A 17,611-nucleotide genomic window follows, 5' to 3' on the forward strand; every position below is an offset into this window, starting at 1 on the left:
ATCATCGCTACTGTACAGAACCATCAGCAACATATTCTATAATTCATGGCTCAAGAACAGACGCTTCGTCACAGACTCGCTATCCATCGACCGATACTGAACCGTATCGAGCGGTTAAACGAAACGCAGTTCGCGTATCTTTTATTGGTCCCTGCCGGGCTGATACTGGGGGTCGTAGCGATCTGGCCGCTGATCAGAACGTTCGAGATGTCCCTACACTCGGACGCGCTACTGTCCCCGGACGTCATCGGCGAGTTCGTTGGACTTCAGAACTACGTCGAGGTCATTACCGGGCAGCGCGACTCCCAAATGGGCTCGGCATTTTTCGACCCATCCAACCCCTTCCAGAGTGCGTTGGCGGTCACGTTCATATTCACACTTGTCAGTGTAATTCTAGAAACGATTATCGGATTTGGACAGGCGTTAGTGCTGGACAAGCAGTTCAAAGGACGGCGATGGGCACGTGTTGCCATCATCATGCCGCTCGCGGTTCCGATCGTCATTCAGGGGATGATCTTCTACCTGATGTTCCAACCAAACATCGGCTTCCTCACGGAACCGCTCCAGCAGATTGGTCTGTTCTCGTCGGCGCCATTGGCCCAAAGCTTCGACGCCACTGTCATTCTCATCGTGGCCGACGTGTGGAAGACGTCTGCGTTCATGGCACTACTGATTCTTGCGGGACTACAGAGTATCGACCGGAATCTCTACAACGTCGCTAAGGTAGCCGGTGCTACTCGGTGGCAGCGGTTCAAGCGAATCACACTCCCGCTTGTGCTGCCGATGGTCCTTGTAGCGATGTTGTTCCGGACTATTCAGGCACTCAAAGTTTACGGATTGATAGAGACCATCGCCAGTTGTAACACCGTGCCTTCGCTGTCCTGTATGGTTGTCTCGACGTTCAGCAACGGCTTATACGGGACATCTGCGACGGTTGCTTTCATCATCGCCGCGATCATAGGGATCACAGTCACGGGATACGTCTGGAAGGTCGGAGACGACGCCATCGATACGTAAAACAATGGGAGAAAATAATAAAACCAGTCGAGTTCAGGCGTACGTACAGCAAGCCATCAAGCGTCCCGAATCCGTCTACAAAGTGGCGTTCTACATCGCCACATTCGGATTTCTGGTGTCGACGCTGTTCCCGTTTTACTGGTTGACAGCCCTCGCGGTGACCCCACGCGACGAACTATATGGACTTGGCCTCCTCCCAAACGGATTTAATCCCGCCGTCTTCATCGAGATCTTCCAGCGGGCGCCACTGCATCGGTTCATCTTCAACAGCATCTTTCTGGCGCTAACAACAACGCTGTTCGTTCTCGTTATTGCATCGGTTACGGGGTACGTCTTCGGTCGACTCGAGTTTCCCGGGAAGATTCCACTCATGCTGTTTATATTGGTGATCTCATACTTTCCACCGGCTTCATTCCTCATCCCGCTCTTCGAACTCTTTACAGGCAACGTAACGATTCTTGGCCTGAAGTCACCGGATCTGTTCAACACACCGGGTTCGATGATACTACCGTTCAGTGCACTGTTTATGCCGCTAGCAATATTTATATTGACGACGTTCTATAGCCAGATCCCGGACGGACTCGAAGACGCAGCAAGAATCGAGGGAACAACGAGGCTTGGAGCGCTCTTCAGAGTAATTATCCCTCTATCTGCACCCGGCGTCGTAACAGCCGGTGTACTTACGTTTATCTACACGTACAACGAGTTCTTCTTCTCCTATCTGATGAACAACGGTGAACCGGCAAACTGGGCTCCCATCGTCCACGGTATCCTCAGCTACCAGACACAGTACGAACAGCTATACAATTTCATGGCAGCCGCGAGCCTCGTGGCCGTGATACCGGTCGCGATTCTTGTGGTATTCGCACAGGAGCAGATTGTGAGTGGACTAACATCCGGCGCACTCAAGGAGTAAACCATGGCACAAGTTACCCTCAGCGACATCACGAAGCGCTACGACGACGGCGAGGGCGGCGTTGTCGCCGTCGACGACATGAACCTGGACATCAACGACGGGGAGTTCGTCTGCCTCGTCGGCCCCTCGGGCTGCGGGAAGTCGACCACGATGGAGACCATCGCCGGCCTCACCCAGCCCACGGAGGGCACGATCTTCATCGGCGACCGTGACGTGACGACCCTGCCGCCGAAGGACCGCGGGGTGGCGATGGTGTTCCAGAACATCGCCCTGTTCCCCCACATGGACGTCTACGACAACATCAGCTTCGGGCTGCGCCTGCGGGACTTCCCGCAGGACGAGATCGACCGCCGCGTCGAGCACGCCGCGGACATCGTCCAGCTCGAGGGCATGCTCGACCGGATGCCCGACGAGATGTCCGGCGGGCAGCGCCAGCGCGTCGCCATCGCCCGCGCCATCGTCCGCGAGCCCGACGTCTTCCTGATGGACGAGCCGCTGGCCAACCTCGACGCCAAGCTGCGTGTCCACATGCGCACGGAGCTCCAGCGCCTGCACAAGGAACTGGACACCACGATCATCTACGTCACCCACGACCAGGCCGAGGCGATGACCATGTCCGACCGGATCGCCGTCATCGACTCCGGCGAACTCCAGCAGATCGCCCCGCCGCTGGTCTGCTACAACGAGCCCGCGAACCTCTTCGTCGCCGGGTTCATCGGCTCGCCGTCGATGAACTTCGTCGAGGGGACCGTCGACGAGGGCGGTGTAGAGACCGAGCACTTCCGCGTCGAGTTCGATCCCGCCACCATCGACGGGCTTGGCGTCGGCGACCAGGTGACAATGGGCGTCCGCCCCGAGAACGTCCACCCGGCGTCCGAGACGGACGAGATCGCGCATCCGTCGGCGCCGATCGACGCCAGAACGGATGTGCTGGAGCCGATGGGCGATGAAATCTTCGCCTACCTACTGATGGGCGAGGGCCAGACCTCCATGGCCCAGGAGACGGCCTCCAGCGACCAGCTGCTGATGTCCATCGACCCCGACTCGCCCATCCAGGAGGACGACGACATCCAGGTCGTCCTCGATAGGGAGAAGATCCACCTCTTCCACGCGGCGTCCGGCGACGCGCTGACTCACGACCTCGTCTCACCGACCAGCGGCAAGCCGGCGGACACGCGCGCGGAGACAGACGACTGATGTAATAAACACAACGATCGCACGGCAGGATTTCACCTATGTCCGCGATCACGTTAAGGAAAATGACTTAATTTTTTTCGACCCACCGTACCCATCCGTCCGGAAAACAAGCAGCTTCGAGCAGTATCATCTCGGTGGATTCGACTTTGAACGCCACAAAGAGCTCCAACAGCTGGCATTTGACCTCGATGAGCGCAGTGCCTACGTCATGATCACGAATGCCAGCGATCAGAGAAGTGAGGTCGACAAGGATAACTATGTAGAGAAGCTCTATTCTGAAGATGTCCTTCCGGACTCATTCCGGAAAACGAAGGCCCAAGGGGAGCGGATGATCAATAGCGATTCAATTAAGCGAACCGATATCGGCGATACTGATATCATCGTTACCAACTTCTCTCCCTTCGAAGAACAACGAACCTTCGAGGACTTTCGGTAGAGTGCCTCTGTTGAAATCCAATTGTTTCGAAATCTTTTTCGCTGAAATAGCTGTCAGGTAGGTCAGCGAACGTACCGGCTATTCCCGACGTAGATGATGCGATCACGGTCAAGCTACAGCCGATGTTTGAGTTTCCGCCACCCCTATGGTCTTGTTGTGGGTACCTCCAGATATGGTTCAGGAAATGATGACGAAAGTAGTATTAGGAGTCGGGATTATCGGAATCATCGGTGGATTACTCGTCATTCTACAAATACCATCTGCCAACCAATATCACGAAACGACGCTCTCGGCCGCTGGTATTGGCGTTCTACTCGTCCTGTTCGGCGTCAAAACTCTCGCTGAGTCACGGCGGTAGATGGTTAGTGCGTTTTGTACGCACCCTGTACTGACCGATGGACAGCTGGTCTGTCACCAACCGAGGATTTCAGCAGAGTCTTCCTGATGGATTTCCAGAAGGCGGCCGAGAATCTGAGACAACAGTGGCGATGTCAGGATTCCTCTAGTAACGAGCGGGCCTGCTGCACGTAGCTGTTCGCGTCCCAGCTGCGGGCGTCGCTGGTCTCGTCGAGGAGCAGTCGAGCATCGGCCGCTGACAGCTGCTCGGTTCGAACGAATACCGACAGCAGCGTCGGCGTCGTTACGAGCCGGGTATCAGCGAGTGACGCGTGGATCAGGCCGAGTTGGTTGAACTCATCACAGAGCAACAGGGCGGCGTTGAGGTCGTTCGCCAAGGTGACAGCGGCGTTCTCACCGTCATCGAGCGGAAACTCGGCGTCGAGTTCGACCGACCGTATCTCGAGTGCATCAGTTCTGTCGAGTACAGCGGTTGCAGCACGACCATGTGTGTCCTCGTACGAAGCGATGTCCCGAAGCTCCTCGATGACCGCCATTGGGACGATAACCTCGTATTGAGCCAGACAGAGCGCGAGTGGGTCTGGATCGTCGTCAGCAACGATCCCGAGACTGACGAGGGCGGAGGCGTCTACGACGAGCTGCGACATCTATGACTCGGCGACCTCGTCGACGAAGTCCTCGTCCAGCTGCTGCTTCAGCACCCGGAGGTTCGCCGCCTCTTCTGCGCCGACGAGTGCTTTGAGCTGGTCGAAAGAAATCTCGTCGTCGTAATAGGCGGCCGCAATCTCCTGGGTGAGCGCGTCATCGTGAGCGGCCTCCTGGAGGTATTCCCGGAGTGCGGTGACGAGGATATCCGTCCGATCCTCTCCGAGTACGTCCGCGAGAGCATCGGTACGATCGATGAGCCGGTGTGGGGCTCGGAACTGGACGCGCTTCTTGTCACCACTCATTATGTGTACATTGTGAGCCGCCGGACTTAGCCTTTGTCGTGTGTACACAGTGAGCCATCACGGACTCGTACCGATGGGCTTCCATCCGAGGGTCAATCAGAGACACGATGCATTTCGAGATTACGCGTCCAGTAGGTGGCTGGACCACCCGGACTACAGCGGGCGCAGAGCCGGAGGGAGCCTTCCAGATGCCCCAGTTCGACGCGGAACCGTGTGAGCGCTGCGAGCGTGTCGACGACCACCCCACAGCCGTCACAGGCAACGTGATCGCGGACGTCGGGATCGGGCTCTGTCTGGATGGCACAGTCGACGCAGATCGGGTGGGTGACTCGCTCGTCCTTTCCCCAGGTGTGCACCTCGCTAGTCTCGGTACCGGGCGGGGCGTTGCAGAACGCACAGCCGATGAGGGTTTGCTGCATCACTCGGCCTCCATGTCGGTGTCGCGACCGGCTGTCCAGCCACGTGGAAGACGGCCAGCTGAGTGGTTGAGTCGAAGGCAGTGCTGCTCGGATTGTGGACGAGGATTTCGTCTTCAGGAACGGGAGTGCCGACGTCCGCGTCAATGAGCTCGCTGACCAATCTCTGGGCCGTCGCGTCGTCGACGTCCGCTGTGTCGACGCCGGCGGCGTCGCGGTCTTGAGCGAGAAGTCCTTTCTCGAACTGTTCGTAGTCTCGACTCGTATCGTCGTGAAGATCGGGATCAGTCATGTGAGTCACGCAGCGCACGCTGTCGCGCGCTGCACGCCACCTGGCGCCGACAAACAGCTCATGGCGTACAGATTCGGCACCTACTCGGATCGCCCGGCCTCCAGGGTTCACTCACTCGATGAGTAGGGCGGTGGGTGGGCGAGGGAGTGGATCCAGCCCCAGAATTAACCAACCCTGTGTCGGTATTGGCCGGGAATGTTGGTTAAGCCTAGCCGCTACGGCGTTCGGAGCTCTCGAACTGGCTTCACGACGAAGGTGTCTGACTCGCTGGCTGCTCTCTCACCTGACCGCTCAGCCGGCGTCGAGGGCGACCGCGTAAGCTGGGTGATGAGCTCGTCGCGAACAGTTCGTCGAGGGGCGGTGGTCTCGTGCCAGCCCAGCCGGTCATCGAAGTGCCGTTTCTGGAATTCATCGCCGACGTCGTCGGCCGCGACGTACTGCGTACGCGTCGACCACCCAACCTTCCGGGAGACGAAGACGGCGCCCACGGCCTCGTGCGTGAGCTCGACGAGGGCACACTCCACGAGCGCGACGACCGACGCGTGATCTCGGACGGTCGGGATCGTCACCTCGAGGTCCGCCCACGGCGGCTCACCGTCGGAGGTAGTTCCTGTGTGATTCGCTCCCCGTGTTTCGCTGTGTCGTTCCGAAGCCATCGTCTATCGGGGGCACTTGATGCGCCCCGCCAACCCCTCGTGGGGACGATAGACACCACCGAAATGCACCCGTTCAAACTATATTATAGATTTGATGCTTTCTTAATTCTACTACACCAGTGATGGCTCCTCGTCCGGGAGAGCCGGCGGCCTTCGCACACTGCATATCGCCTCTTTCTTTGGACGAAAACCGCGATATGATAGTCAGAATAACGGACTCAAATCGCAGAAAAATTCCGTCGGGCCGATTTGAGGGCGTCAAAAGTACCTCGACGAGTTCCGGGATGATTCGGTGATTTCAAAAATTGCTCGACGGCGGGGTAACGACTATGATATCGGGCGGTTCTGAATATCTGTGGCCGCTGCTTTACCTGTTCTGAGTCTCTCGAGGTCCTCCGGCTTGGCACTTCGAATCATGAACTACCCCCGATTCTCTCGATTCCGGCGGTGTTAGCCTCTGAGAATTGCTCGACGGTGCCTTGTTGAATCCGGTTGCGATCACTGTTTGATGGAGCGTTCGAGGTTGTAGACGGCAGCGGTGAGTACCAGTGCCCGAAATTCTCGGTACCAGGCGCGTGGCCTGACAGCGGAGCCGTATCGACGCTTGATGACCGAGAAGGCGGTCTCTGCCATCCAGCGTTGCCCGTAGAGCCCGCTGTCCAACCGTGCGTTGTGTGCGTGGTCGTAGTGTGCGAACAGCCGGTATCTGATGACCGGCCGGACGCCTGCGGTGCGGAGTGCGTCCCGCAGCGACTGATCGTCGTAGCCGTTGTCGCCGGCGAGACTCTCGATTTCCGTCGTATTTCGCAGCGCGACCCGACGGCCCACCTGGGTATCGTGGGGCCAGTGTGCCGAGCAGTGGACGTCCAGGACGGCACACGACTCCGTATCGATCAGGGCCGTCGCTTTCAGCGTCCGTATGTGGCGATCCGACCGCGCGATGTAGTGGCTAGATGCCGCCTGCCGGTCGAAAAACGTGGCATCCAGCGCGCCATGATCGCCGGGATCGCAGCGTGCCGCGGACCGTCGGAGCAGCTGGCGCCAGACACGCATCGGCGCCCGCTCGAACGACCGCCACAGCGTTGAGGGCGCGGGAAACGCCGACCGCGCCAGCTGCAACAAACCACGCACGCGATCCATCTCACTCACCCAGTCGACGATTTCGCGGTACGTCGCGTCCATGTGGATCCGCAAGAAATGCAGCGTCACGTGCTTCCAGGCAGGAAACCCGTTGCCAGCCGGGTCACTCACCGCCGACGTGGGGCTGGCGGCACAGCGCTTTTGGGCTAGCGACACTGCTTGTGTAACGAAGCGGAAGAGGGTTCTAGACACACTCGTCTTCCGCTTCGCTTTCACCTTCACAGCGACGCTATCCGCTCGCCGTCTCCGGATTCAACAGAGCAGATCACAGTAGCACTTCTGTTACTACTACGATTCGATCAGAACGTTACTATTCGTTAAGAACTTGTGGTAAGAAGAGCCGCACTGGGGTCGAGTGAGAGCAACAGAATCTGTGAATAGAGCATTCTACCGAACAGCGTGAATGGGCACGGTCCCAGAGGCTGAATCCTAACACCCGTCGAGATCGTCCGGAGCCGTAGCGACTTGGGCTCTGATCGCCTATGACACGCTCGGACGGCTCACTGCATCGCAGCTGGTTTCCCGTCTCAGTTCACCTCCTCGAACAGCTCCACGAGGTCGGCGAAGTCGATCTCGCCGTTGCCGTTGTAGTCGTAGGCGTCGGTGTGGTCGGTCATCGACAGGTCCTCCATGTTGTCGAAGTAGTCGACGACGTCGGCGTAGTCGGCCTCGCCGTTGCCGTTGAGGTCCTCGTACAACCCGTCGCCGTCCGGATCCGTCGGCGCGTTTGTGTTCTCCCCGACGGTCGGCGGGCCGTCCTCGCCGACAGCGGTCACTGTCCACTCCTGGTTCTCGCCGCCGTGGTAGGTGTACTGCTGGACGTTCGCGCCGTCCTCGGTCGACCCGCCCGACACGTCCAGCGCCCGGTTGCTGTGTCGTGCGACGATGACGAGGTCTCCGTCGTCGGCCTCACCGACCAGGAACCGCTGCGCTTGAGAGCCGTTCCAGGGCCACTGGCGGACGTTCGCTCCGTCGCCCATCTCCCCGTCGACGACGTCCAGCGACGCACTGCTGGCGACGGTCTCGATCCGGTGGACGCCGTCGCCGAGGTGCTCGAACGTCCAGTGCTGGTCCGCCGCGCTCTCGTAGGTCCGCTGGACCACGTTCGCGCCGTCCTCGGTCGACCCGCCCTCGATCGATAGCGCCAGTCCGCTGTTGGCGCTCTCTACCCGGTAGGTCCCGTTCAGCTGCACCGGCGACACCGACGGCGGATCCGCCGGTGACGGCTCCTCGCCGTCGCCCGGCGTTCCCGTGACCTCGTCGCCGCTGACCCGGACGGTCGCCCCGGCCGGGTCCGTCACCGACACCGTCCCGACGACCGTGCCGTCGACCCGGACCTCGTGCTCGCCGAGGAAGGTGTCGACGGTCGCCGTTCCGTCCGAACCGGTCGTCGCGGTCTCGTCGGTCCACCACTCGTCGAGCACCAGGTTCCGCCACACGTCGAAGGCCGGCTTCTCCGACCAGTCCTCCTCGAAGAACGGCGCCTCGCCCTTCCAGTGGGTCTCGTCCCACATGCCCCAGATCACGAACTCGTCGACGTCGGGGTGGCCGTAGGCTGTCTTGAGGAACGCCCGCATCACGTCGGCCCGTTGCTGGTGACCCGACCAGCTGTCGCCCGCCATGTCGTACTCCGTGATGCGCTGGGTGGCCGGGAGGTCGGCGAACTGCTCGAACAGCTGATTGATTATCCCGTAGTCCCACTGCTGGCCGTTGACGTTCGTCAGGCCGATGTGGGCCTGGTGGCCCATGAAGTCGACGTCGACGCCCTGGTCGGCGAGGAACTGGACCTGCTCGTAGTACGGGTCCTGATCCCACGTGAGCGTGTTGAAGTCGTTCGTCCCGATTTCGACGTCCAGCCCGTTCTCGTCGACCACTGACTCCGCCTGCGCGTACCAGTCGGCCAGCAGCTGCGTGGTCCAGGGACTGCGCTGGCTCGACATCGGCTCGTCGGCGTTGATCTCACCGGGATAGACGCCCTCCTGGAGGTGGCCGCGGTGGACCGCCTCGTTGACGACGTCCCACTCCTGGATCGTGTCCCCGTAGTGGGTGATGACGTCCTCGATCTGCTGCATCGTCCGATCGCGGACGGACTGCCCGTCGCCGTTGTCGGCGGCCGTCTGGACGTCGCTCGGTCGCGTACTCGACGCCGTAGACGCAGGTGTGGCCCCTGATCCGGAAGCCGTTCTCGTCGAGCCAGTCGACGGCGTCGTCGGCGGTCTGCGTGTCCCCCTCCCAGATCGCCCACTTGTGCGCGTTCTCCAGTACGGCCGTGTTGAACAGCTCTCGCAGGTGCCGGTAGTAGTCGCTGCCCTCGCCGAACCGATTCAGCAAGTTGTCGACGTTGACCATGTTCCCCCAGCCGAAGTCGTGTTCGGTCATCTCGACCTCGACGTCGGCATCGGAGACCGGATCCCCGTTCTCGTCGACGACCTCGACGGTCAGCGGACCGGTCTGATTCTCTCGGATGCGCTGGTCGGCCGCCGCCTCGTCGAACCCACTCTGGGCTGCCGCCGAGGAAACCGCCGTCGAACCGAGCAGTCCGGTCGTCCCGATGGCTCCGAGCGTTCGCAGGTAGTCCCGTCTGTCAACTGAGCCGAGTCGGTCCCCGCCCCACCGTCGTTCCTCGTTCGTCGGCGACTCCGCTCCGTCAGGTCGATGATTCCGTGTCATTATCCTGAACACCCCGTGTACCGCGTGCGGTTACTGGTCCCCACCAGTCAGCAACGGTTCCGGATGGCACGCCAATACTTCCTATAATAATATATTAAAATTTTCGGTGCTGCTAGAATATAAAACGCTCGCTGAGATCGAAAGCGACTGATCCATGCTCGCCCGCTGACCCGCGACGTCGCCGCGGATGGTGTGTTCGCCGGCGAGGTGAGTTTGTCCGGCCCGGCGGCAGTCGCGTCTCCGGAACTTCCCGGTCGTCTTGGTTGTCCCCGGTAGTAGACGATCAGTCCGACGTGGCAACGCCACGCTGTGATGGGAACACGTCACCGACGGGAGTGCCCGCTTTCCGTGTCGACCGTGAGACTTTGCACTTCGTCACCTATTTCGGCGTGACGTGGTCTCTCGGTCACAGAGACCGGGGGACTTCGCTGAGAATCCTCCCGGCGAGGCCGCGGTTCTCGAGGGATCGACTGTCCTCGTCTCGTTGACGGCCTCTGTTTGCCGACAGTCCGTGGCTTGGCGATGCAGGAACGAGCTACACTGTTTCGACGGTGAACAGCGAGTCGTCGTCGAGGACGACCTGCACGCGGCGGTGCCAGGCGTCAGCGAAGGCCTCCCGCTGCTGGTCGCTCGCCGTCCCGTCGAGAATCCCCTGGAGATTCCCGATCGCGGGTCCGCCGTCAGGGACGTCGCCGACGTGGTAGGTCACTTCGACGGTCTCGTCCGTGTCAGTTCGCCGGAAGCGGAACGTCGGGTCTGGCGTGTCGGGGTCGAACGCGTCGAATCGCAGGAGGTCGCGGCGGCCGCCGTAGCCGCCGGCGAGCCCGCCGAAGCCGTCGTCCCCGGTCGCCCCGGTCACGTACGAGATGATGCGGCTCATCACGCCGTACGTGGCATCGTCTCGCGGGCCGGCCGCCTGGACCTCGATCTCGCTTCGGACCGGATCCCCGTCGGGATACAGGGCGTCGAGCCCGAGCTGGGCGATTCGGAAGGCCCCCGAGGCGGTCGGACAGGAGTGCCCTGCCTCTTTCACCGCGTCCGTGTAGGTGATGACGAACGGCTCGTCCGGTTCGAGGACGCCGAGGGCCTCCGCGACGGGGTCGCGGATTTCGATCGGGTCGGCGTCGTCGTCGATCCGCCAGTTGGTTTCGGTCCGGGTCTCGTCAGTCGCAGTCGAATTCGATGTCATGAGTGGTGGTGGCGATCGCGTCTGGTGGTCAGTAGCGGAGCAGTCGCATCCCGTTGAGGATGACCGCGAGGACGCTGGCCTCGTGGACCAGCATCCCCGACGCGAGGGTGACGTAGCTGGTGAGCACGCCAGCGAGGAGGATGGTCACGGTCAGCACCGCGAGCCCGACGTTCTCGAGGACGTTCCAGCGCGTCGCCTTGCTCAGCGTGACCGCGTACGGGATGCGTTCGAGGTCGTCGGCCATCAGCGCCATGTCCGCCGTCTCGATGGCGGTGTCCGTCCCGGCCGCGCCCATCGCGATGCCGACGTCGGCGGTCGCCAGCGAGGGCGCGTCGTTGATGCCGTCCCCGACCATCGCGACGACGTGGCCGTCGGCCTGGTACGCTTCGATGGCGGACTGCTTGTCCTCGGGAAGCAGTTCGGCGCGGTACCCGTCGACGTCCTCAGAACGCGCTGCGTTCTGACGGGCACCGGAAGACTCCGTCTTCCGAAGGCCCACCTCTTCGGCGACGGCCGCAGCCGTCCGTTCGTTGTCGCCGGTGAGCATCGCCGTCTCGATGCCGGCGTCCTGCAGCGCCGCGACGACGCCCGGTGCGGCTTCCCGGAGTTCGTCCCGTATGGCGATCACGCCGATGACGCTGCCGTCCCGCACGACGTGGACGGCCGTCTCACCGCGCTCCTCGCGGCCGCGGACGTACTCGGCGACGTGATCCGGGATGTCGATGCCGCGGTCGTCGAGCAGCGCCCGGTTACCGACGACGAGCTCGTGGCCGTCTGCGTGGGCGACGACGCCCTTCCCGGCGACCACCTCGAAGTCGTCCGGATCCGGAACCGACTGGCGTTCGGCGCTCGCGTCGTCGGAATGGGCGACCGCCGCTCCGCCATCCGGAACGGCGGCCGGTGAGCGATCGCGTGCCGCGCCGACGATGGCGTCCGCGAGGTGGTGCTCGCTCTTCTTTTCGGCGGTCGCCGCGAGGGCGAGCACCTCGTCGCCGGCGACGCCGAACCCCTCGACGTCGGCGACGGTGGTCTCGCCCCTGGTGAGAGTGCCGGTCTTGTCGAAGGCGACGAGGTCGATCTTGCCGGCGCGTTCGAGGTGTTCACCGCCCTTCATCAGCACGCCCGACCGGGCGGCGTTCCCGATGGCCGAGACGATGCTGACCGGCGGCCCGATGACGAGCGCCCCGGGGCAGCCGATGACCAACAGGGTCAGCGACAGGATCGCGTTCTGCGTGACTGCGTACGCGCCGATAGCCAGGACGATCACGCCCGGCGTGTAGTACCTTGCGAACCGGTCGATGAGGCTCTCCGTCGGCGACTGGGCCTCCTGGGCCTCCTCGACGCGACGGATGATGCGTTCGAGCGTCGTATCCGAGCCCGCACCCGTCGTGCGGATCTCGAGGGCCCCCTCCTGGTTGACCGTGCCGGCGTACACCTCGTCGCCGTCGGCCTTGTGTACCGGGGCGCTCTCACCGGTCACCGGTGCCTGATTGACGGCGCTCTCGCCGTCGACGACGTCGCCGTCCACCGGGATCTTCTCGCCCGGTTTGACGACGACGATCTCGCTCTCCTCGACTTCGCGAGCGGGTACTTCCTGCTGTTTTCCGTCGCGGCGGACGGTGGCCGTGTCGGGCGTCATCTCCAGCAGTTCCTGGAGGGCCGTCCGGGTCTTCCGCATGGTTCGGCCCTCGAGGTAGCTACCGAGGCTGAACAGGAAGACGACGGCGGCGGCCTCCCAGTACTCCCCGATGAGGATGGCACCGACGGCGGCGAGTGTCACAAGCGTCTTGATGCCGAGCGTCCAGTTGGTAACCTCGTGGTACGCGGTTTTGGCGATGTCGTAGCCGCCGACGACCGCTGCGAGGACGAGGATCGCAGCGCTCGCCGTGTCGAGGCCAGTGAGATACCCGAGGCTCCAGCCGCCACTGTAGAGCAGGCCACTCGTTGCGGTGACGATGGCCTTCCTGTGTTGCCGGTAATACCGTTTTGCTGATTGTGCGGTCATGGAACGTCAGGCGGGTTGAGGCGTGTATCCCTGGTTCTCGATCGTCTGTGCGAACGTGTCAGGGTCGGCACGGGCGTCGTCGTAGCTGATCTCCACGCGGCCGGTCGTGTAGTGTACCTCGACGGCGTCGACGCCCTCGACGTTCGAGAGTGCTCGCTCCACAGTACTCGCACAGGTCGGACAGTCGAAGTCGAGGACGCGGAACTGAGTCGTTTCGCTCATTACGGTTCCACGTAGCGCCCAGACTGCAATAAGTATTTTTTAGATGATATGTTTGAATAGGTATACGGTCCGTGAGACCGGACAAACAGGTCGTCTAGAGCTTTCGTCGGTTCGATCCGGTGCCAGTCGTATTCCGAGGAATAGTTTCCCGGCTGGAGTAGCGCCCTGGAAACCTGCTGGCCGGCTTCGAGAGGGCACTATAGCAACCCAGATCGGGGCCGACCTCGGGGAGTGGTCGATTAACTCACGCAGGTCAGTGCAGTCGGAGCGGCTCCGGCAGCGTCGCCCGCAGAAACGAGGGGTCGGGGACTTGATTCGTGACGAACGCGACAAGACAGGGTCCCGTCCCGACGAGGAGTCCGTACAGGCCTATCGCGTGTATCGGTCAAGCCAGTCTTGGAGCGATAGTTGCCCCGTCGTGTGGTCATGGTCGGACGCCATCGTCATTCCTCGGAACCGTCCCGTCGTCGTTCCACGTCTCGTTCGAGTGCCTCTCGCCGCTGTTCGTATTCGTCGTCGGTCAGCTCGCCGCGAGCGTACGCGAGTCGGAGCTCTTCGAGCGCCTGATCCGAGTCGCTCTCACTGCCCGCCACAGCCCTGTGAAGTACCTCGGGGACAAGCCCCGAGGCTTCACCGTTTTGTCCATGTCGTCCAGAAATGGACGGATGGACACAGGCGAATTTAATTCCCCTCGACCTCCTCCGAGTAGGGTCGGCTGGAAGTAACACCCGAACACCTCGCTGGTGTCCGTGAGGGTTGGTCGCTCCACCACGACCCGACAACTCCCGTCTCACGCCCAATGGACGGTTTTGAGAGGAGTCGCATTTCCAAACCTCCGAACGACCGCTTCACAGTAAGGTCTTTAATGTCTGTCACGGTCGTTAAACCACAGTACGAGGCATGGTAAATTAAATCCTTTGACGGGCTTCACCCTCGGGGTCAAGCCCCGAGGCACTCGCCCTGCTCCGCCTGTAGACGAGGTAGCCGCCAGCGACAATGGCAGCCAGAAACACGAGCTGCATCACGATGCCGACGACGAACATCCACCCCGAGATCGTTCCGTCGCTCCACGTTTCACCGCCCCACATACCGCCCATCATCGGCCCGAATCCCATCATCCCGAATCCCATGAAGAACAGCGGGAACACGACGAACGCGCCGATGATAACGAGGAGAATCGTGATCAGTCGTGTGTCGTCTGTGTTTTCTGTCATACGTGTTCCCTCCGTGAGTTCGCCCCTAGTGTGGCGTACGTGGGCACGGTTCAATGCGATTTCGACTCGGAATCTGATGCGATCGAACCACTCGGATTCTGAACCCGAAGTCGAAGTACCGCCTGAAGAGCATCGTCCTAACTCCCCCGGACGGCCGCGTGGGGGTCGTCGTGGGCTTCCGACAGCGTCAGTTCTCCCGATTCTCCACCAGTCGCTCACGGCGTCGCTGGAACTCCGCTTCGTCGATTTCGCCTCGTGCGTAACGGCGCTGGAGAGTTTCCATCGCGGAATTGTCAGGCTGAGATGAGTTATCATCTCGATCGAGTACCCAGTAGAGGAGTCCGCCGACCAGGCCGAGCATTCCGAGTGCACCGCCGACGAACGGCAGCCCACCGAACCATCCACCGCTCCGGCCGTTCATCGTTCCAGAACCGGACCCCATCCCTGGACCCATCATTCCGCCATCGGAGCTCCCGTCACTTCCGGTGCTGGACTCGTACGCTATCGAGCCCCGTTCGACGATCGCGTCGCTCTCGGGCACGTTGCCGTCCGGAATCGGACTGTCTTCGGCCGGGCCGCCGGGACTGCCGACGACGATGCGGCCGACCATCCCGACCGACTTGTGCGGAATGCAGTAGTAGTCGTACGTGCCCGGTTCCTCGAACGTGTACTCGAACTCTCCCGACGAGATGGTTCCACTATCGAATGCGCTGGCGTCGGATGGAACCCGGTTCTCGTAGGCCGTTGCCGAGTGCGCGCCGGCCGTTATCTCGAAGCGGACGGTCGTGCCGGGTTCGACATAGAGCCCGATCGGGTCGAAGTAGTTGTTGCCCATCTTCACGACGGTCGTCTCCTGTGCGCTCGCTTGCTGAGAGAGGCCTGTGCTGGCGACTGCGCCGACACCGAGCGCTCCCAGAAACTGACGTCGACTGTAGTTCGTCATACGAGTTGAATCGGTCGCTGGTTCGTTATCTCCGCACGACGTCGATGAGGCGCTGGGCGAACCCAGACGACTGCTGAGTCGCGTTCTCGATAGCCGACTCTAGATCGTCCCGATCGACGATGCCGATGAACTCGGCGGTCTGTTCACCGTTCGCGTAGACGAGCGTCGTCGGCGTCTTCCGGACGCCGTACTCCTCGGCCGTTTCAAGATCCCTCTGGATGTCGACCTCTCGAAACTCGACGTCGGGGTACTCGTCCTCGATGCCCTCGTTTTTCTCCCGCTGTGTCGCGCATGCTCCGCACGTCTCCTGAGTGAAGAGGATGACTTCGGTCACGTATTACGCTACGGTATTGGGGCTTAACCACATTACCATTAAGAATCGTAAGCTGAGAGGACTCCATCGCTTCGATTCGAAGGCGCGCTCACACGGTGGTGCTCGGGAGGAGCAACGAACGTGATCACACTGGTCCGGGGAACACGCACCTGAGTGCGTACTCGCTGTGTCACTCCGACCGTTCGAGCCTGTCGCGGCGGGCTTCGAACTCTTCGTCAGTGAGGTCGCCGCGGGCGTATGCCGTGCGGAGTTCCTCCATCGCGGGATCCCGAGACGTCTGCGTTTCGCTCACGCGCCGGAAGACGAGGTAGCCACCGCCGAGGAAGATGAGGAGGAAGACGAGCGGGACGAGCATCCCGACGAACGGCCACCACCCACCAGTACCGCCGTACTGTCCCATCATCCCGCCGTACCCCATCATCCCGCCGAATCCCATTCCCATCGTGAGCAACGGGAGCAGGATGATCGCTCCGAGTATCAGGAGGACGATGGTCGTGGTGTCGAGCTGGTTCGACGAAGACATCGGCAATCAGGCCTCCGACGTGGATCGCAGTCCATCGGTGACTGACGCCTGAATTGTGTACTCCATGGAATATCGTACCCTGCCTACGGGGTTAACGGTTGGGTGCCGCAACGGCGGGCGTCGGAGGGGTGTTGTATCGGCTGGAACAGCACCTGTTCCGGTCATCCGGTCCGTTCGAGCCGATTTCGCCGCCGATCGAATTCGTCGTCCGAGAGCTCACCGCGGGCGTAGCGCTCGCGGAGAACCGACAGCGACTGCTCGTCGCTCCCGCCGGATCCTCGATCGCGGAGCGCAGAGACGATGTAGAGCGAAACGGCGACGAGGAGCCCCATCCAGAGCAGTCCCCAGAGCCCCGTCGCTCCGCCGAAGAGGCCCCAGCCGCCGCCCGTCATGCCGCCGCCGTAGCTCCCGCCACCGTGGGCAGCAGCCGTTCCAGTCGCCGCGACCAGCAACGGGACGGCGAGTATCGCGAGTCGACGAGCGGTGCGTCCGACGTGAGTGGTGAGTTGCGTCATTGTCTTGCGTTGGGAAACCGCGGTGTTCAGTCGGAGCGATCGAAACGGTCGGGGCCGTCAGCAGTGGCGGCCGTACGTCCCGCCCCTGTGGTCGTCAGCCCCGTCGTGGTATTCCTCGCCAGCCGTGTCCTGGGCCATCTCGCCGACGGTCACACCCATGTGCGACTCCATCCACTCGACGCTACCAGAGCCCAGGTGTTCGGTCATCTGTGCCTCCATCCATGTGGCCCATTCGTCCGCGGAGGTATCGTCTGTGGGCGCGTCGTCAGCAGTCGTGTCGTCGCCGTGTGCGCTGGCCACGGGGGCGGCGAACGCGAGCCCGACGATCGCGAGCGCCACGAGCAGCCAGCGGCCGAGTTCGAAGCGGGTCATTGTCTTTCTCCTCGGGTACTCGTAGGACTGCTCGGGAGTTATCGACGTGGGTGTGAACCCGCGCAGGAGAACGTTCGAGAACGTGTATAAACCGATCTAACCGTTTTTCAGAACAGAGACCGTTCATCCGGCTCGAATTCGCCGGATCGCCACTCGACCACGCACCCGGGACCGGACCACGACCACGCGAACGATAGTCCGGCCGATCCGACACCGGGCCTTCAACCGAATCACTCGACGTATCTCG

The 17,611-nt window shown here is 61.7% G+C and carries 20 protein-coding genes and 2 pseudogenes; 4 read left to right on the plus strand and 18 right to left on the minus strand.

The window, feature by feature from the left end; translation table 11 throughout:
- Positions 1 to 45 precede the first annotated feature (45 nt).
- The 4 genes from LCY71_RS18520 to LCY71_RS18535 are packed head-to-tail and all read left to right on the plus strand — an operon-like array spanning position 46 to position 3,566.
- On the plus strand, positions 46 to 1,017 hold the full coding sequence (locus LCY71_RS18520; RefSeq protein ID WP_225336046.1) for a carbohydrate ABC transporter permease: 972 nt from the start codon (positions 46 to 48) through the stop codon (positions 1,015 to 1,017).
- 4 nt (positions 1,018 to 1,021) lie between these two features.
- Complete coding sequence (locus LCY71_RS18525; protein ID WP_225336047.1) at positions 1,022 to 1,933, plus strand: carbohydrate ABC transporter permease; 912 nt, start codon at positions 1,022 to 1,024, stop codon at positions 1,931 to 1,933.
- Between the two features lie 3 nt (positions 1,934 to 1,936).
- Entirely contained in the window at positions 1,937 to 3,130 is a 1,194-nt protein-coding gene (locus tag LCY71_RS18530) for an ABC transporter ATP-binding protein (RefSeq protein WP_225336048.1), read from the plus strand.
- A 16-nt stretch (positions 3,131 to 3,146) separates the two neighbouring features.
- The gene (locus LCY71_RS18535; RefSeq protein WP_263654380.1) at positions 3,147 to 3,566 is read left to right on the plus strand and encodes a DNA adenine methylase; all 420 of its coding nucleotides are present in this window, start codon (positions 3,147 to 3,149) and stop codon (positions 3,564 to 3,566) included.
- Positions 3,567 to 4,057: 491 nt separating this feature from the next.
- Here LCY71_RS18535 and LCY71_RS18540 read toward each other — a convergent pair whose 3' ends face one another.
- The 18 genes and pseudogenes from LCY71_RS18540 to LCY71_RS18625 form a co-directional block, all read right to left on the minus strand.
- A complete protein-coding gene (locus LCY71_RS18540) occupies positions 4,058 to 4,570 on the minus strand; it encodes a PIN domain-containing protein (RefSeq protein WP_225336049.1) in 513 nt (170 codons plus the stop codon).
- A complete protein-coding gene (locus LCY71_RS18545; protein ID WP_225336050.1) occupies positions 4,571 to 4,873 on the minus strand; it encodes a hypothetical protein in 303 nt (100 codons plus the stop codon).
- 92 nt (positions 4,874 to 4,965) lie between these two features.
- Positions 4,966 to 5,292, minus strand: coding sequence for a DUF7558 family protein (locus LCY71_RS18550; RefSeq protein WP_225336051.1), 327 nt, complete (start codon positions 5,290 to 5,292; stop codon positions 4,966 to 4,968).
- Positions 5,292 to 5,581 (minus strand): annotated as a pseudogene (locus LCY71_RS18555) (DUF8069 family protein). The gene LCY71_RS18550 and the pseudogene LCY71_RS18555 overlap by 1 nt, the downstream one beginning before the upstream one ends.
- A gap of 215 nt (positions 5,582 to 5,796) precedes the next feature.
- Positions 5,797 to 6,237: a DUF8030 family protein gene (locus LCY71_RS18560; protein WP_225336052.1), complete on the minus strand. Its 441-nt coding sequence runs from the start codon at positions 6,235 to 6,237 to the stop codon at positions 5,797 to 5,799.
- A 498-nt stretch (positions 6,238 to 6,735) separates the two neighbouring features.
- The gene (locus LCY71_RS18565) at positions 6,736 to 7,569 is read right to left on the minus strand and encodes an IS5 family transposase (RefSeq protein WP_225336296.1); all 834 of its coding nucleotides are present in this window, start codon (positions 7,567 to 7,569) and stop codon (positions 6,736 to 6,738) included.
- Between the two features lie 335 nt (positions 7,570 to 7,904).
- Positions 7,905 to 9,449, minus strand: a complete 1,545-nt coding sequence (locus tag LCY71_RS21525; RefSeq protein ID WP_263654312.1) for an RICIN domain-containing protein — start codon at positions 9,447 to 9,449, stop codon at positions 7,905 to 7,907.
- On the minus strand, positions 9,337 to 10,047 hold the full coding sequence (locus tag LCY71_RS21530) for an endo-1,4-beta-xylanase (protein ID WP_263654313.1): 711 nt from the start codon (positions 10,045 to 10,047) through the stop codon (positions 9,337 to 9,339). Before LCY71_RS21530 ends, LCY71_RS21525 begins: the two co-directional genes overlap by 113 nt.
- A gap of 535 nt (positions 10,048 to 10,582) precedes the next feature.
- The gene (locus LCY71_RS18580; protein ID WP_225336053.1) at positions 10,583 to 11,236 is read right to left on the minus strand and encodes a hypothetical protein; all 654 of its coding nucleotides are present in this window, start codon (positions 11,234 to 11,236) and stop codon (positions 10,583 to 10,585) included.
- A 28-nt stretch (positions 11,237 to 11,264) separates the two neighbouring features.
- Positions 11,265 to 13,241 carry a heavy metal translocating P-type ATPase gene (locus LCY71_RS18585; RefSeq protein WP_225336054.1) on the minus strand — a complete coding sequence of 659 codons (1,977 nt, stop codon included), beginning with the start codon at positions 13,239 to 13,241 and terminating at the stop codon, positions 11,265 to 11,267.
- A 6-nt stretch (positions 13,242 to 13,247) separates the two neighbouring features.
- Positions 13,248 to 13,463, minus strand: coding sequence for a heavy-metal-associated domain-containing protein (locus LCY71_RS18590; protein WP_225336055.1), 216 nt, complete (start codon positions 13,461 to 13,463; stop codon positions 13,248 to 13,250).
- Between the two features lie 443 nt (positions 13,464 to 13,906).
- Positions 13,907 to 14,071: pseudogene (locus tag LCY71_RS18595) on the minus strand (SHOCT domain-containing protein); the annotation flags it as partial.
- Positions 14,072 to 14,371: 300 nt separating this feature from the next.
- Positions 14,372 to 14,677: an SHOCT domain-containing protein gene (locus tag LCY71_RS18600; RefSeq protein WP_225336056.1), complete on the minus strand. Its 306-nt coding sequence runs from the start codon at positions 14,675 to 14,677 to the stop codon at positions 14,372 to 14,374.
- 187 nt (positions 14,678 to 14,864) lie between these two features.
- Positions 14,865 to 15,620: a plastocyanin/azurin family copper-binding protein gene (locus LCY71_RS18605; RefSeq protein WP_225336057.1), complete on the minus strand. Its 756-nt coding sequence runs from the start codon at positions 15,618 to 15,620 to the stop codon at positions 14,865 to 14,867.
- Positions 15,621 to 15,645: 25 nt separating this feature from the next.
- On the minus strand, positions 15,646 to 15,954 hold the full coding sequence (locus tag LCY71_RS18610; protein ID WP_225336058.1) for a thioredoxin family protein: 309 nt from the start codon (positions 15,952 to 15,954) through the stop codon (positions 15,646 to 15,648).
- A 169-nt stretch (positions 15,955 to 16,123) separates the two neighbouring features.
- Positions 16,124 to 16,477, minus strand: coding sequence for an SHOCT domain-containing protein (locus tag LCY71_RS18615; protein ID WP_225336059.1), 354 nt, complete (start codon positions 16,475 to 16,477; stop codon positions 16,124 to 16,126).
- Between the two features lie 161 nt (positions 16,478 to 16,638).
- Positions 16,639 to 16,992 carry an SHOCT domain-containing protein gene (locus tag LCY71_RS18620; RefSeq protein ID WP_225336060.1) on the minus strand — a complete coding sequence of 118 codons (354 nt, stop codon included), beginning with the start codon at positions 16,990 to 16,992 and terminating at the stop codon, positions 16,639 to 16,641.
- Positions 16,993 to 17,049: 57 nt separating this feature from the next.
- Positions 17,050 to 17,364: a hypothetical protein gene (locus LCY71_RS18625; RefSeq protein ID WP_225336061.1), complete on the minus strand. Its 315-nt coding sequence runs from the start codon at positions 17,362 to 17,364 to the stop codon at positions 17,050 to 17,052.
- Positions 17,365 to 17,611: the final 247 nt, after the last annotated feature.

The organism is Halomicrobium urmianum (assembly GCF_020217425.1).
In the GTDB taxonomy this organism is placed as follows: domain Archaea; phylum Halobacteriota; class Halobacteria; order Halobacteriales; family Haloarculaceae; genus Halomicrobium; species Halomicrobium urmianum.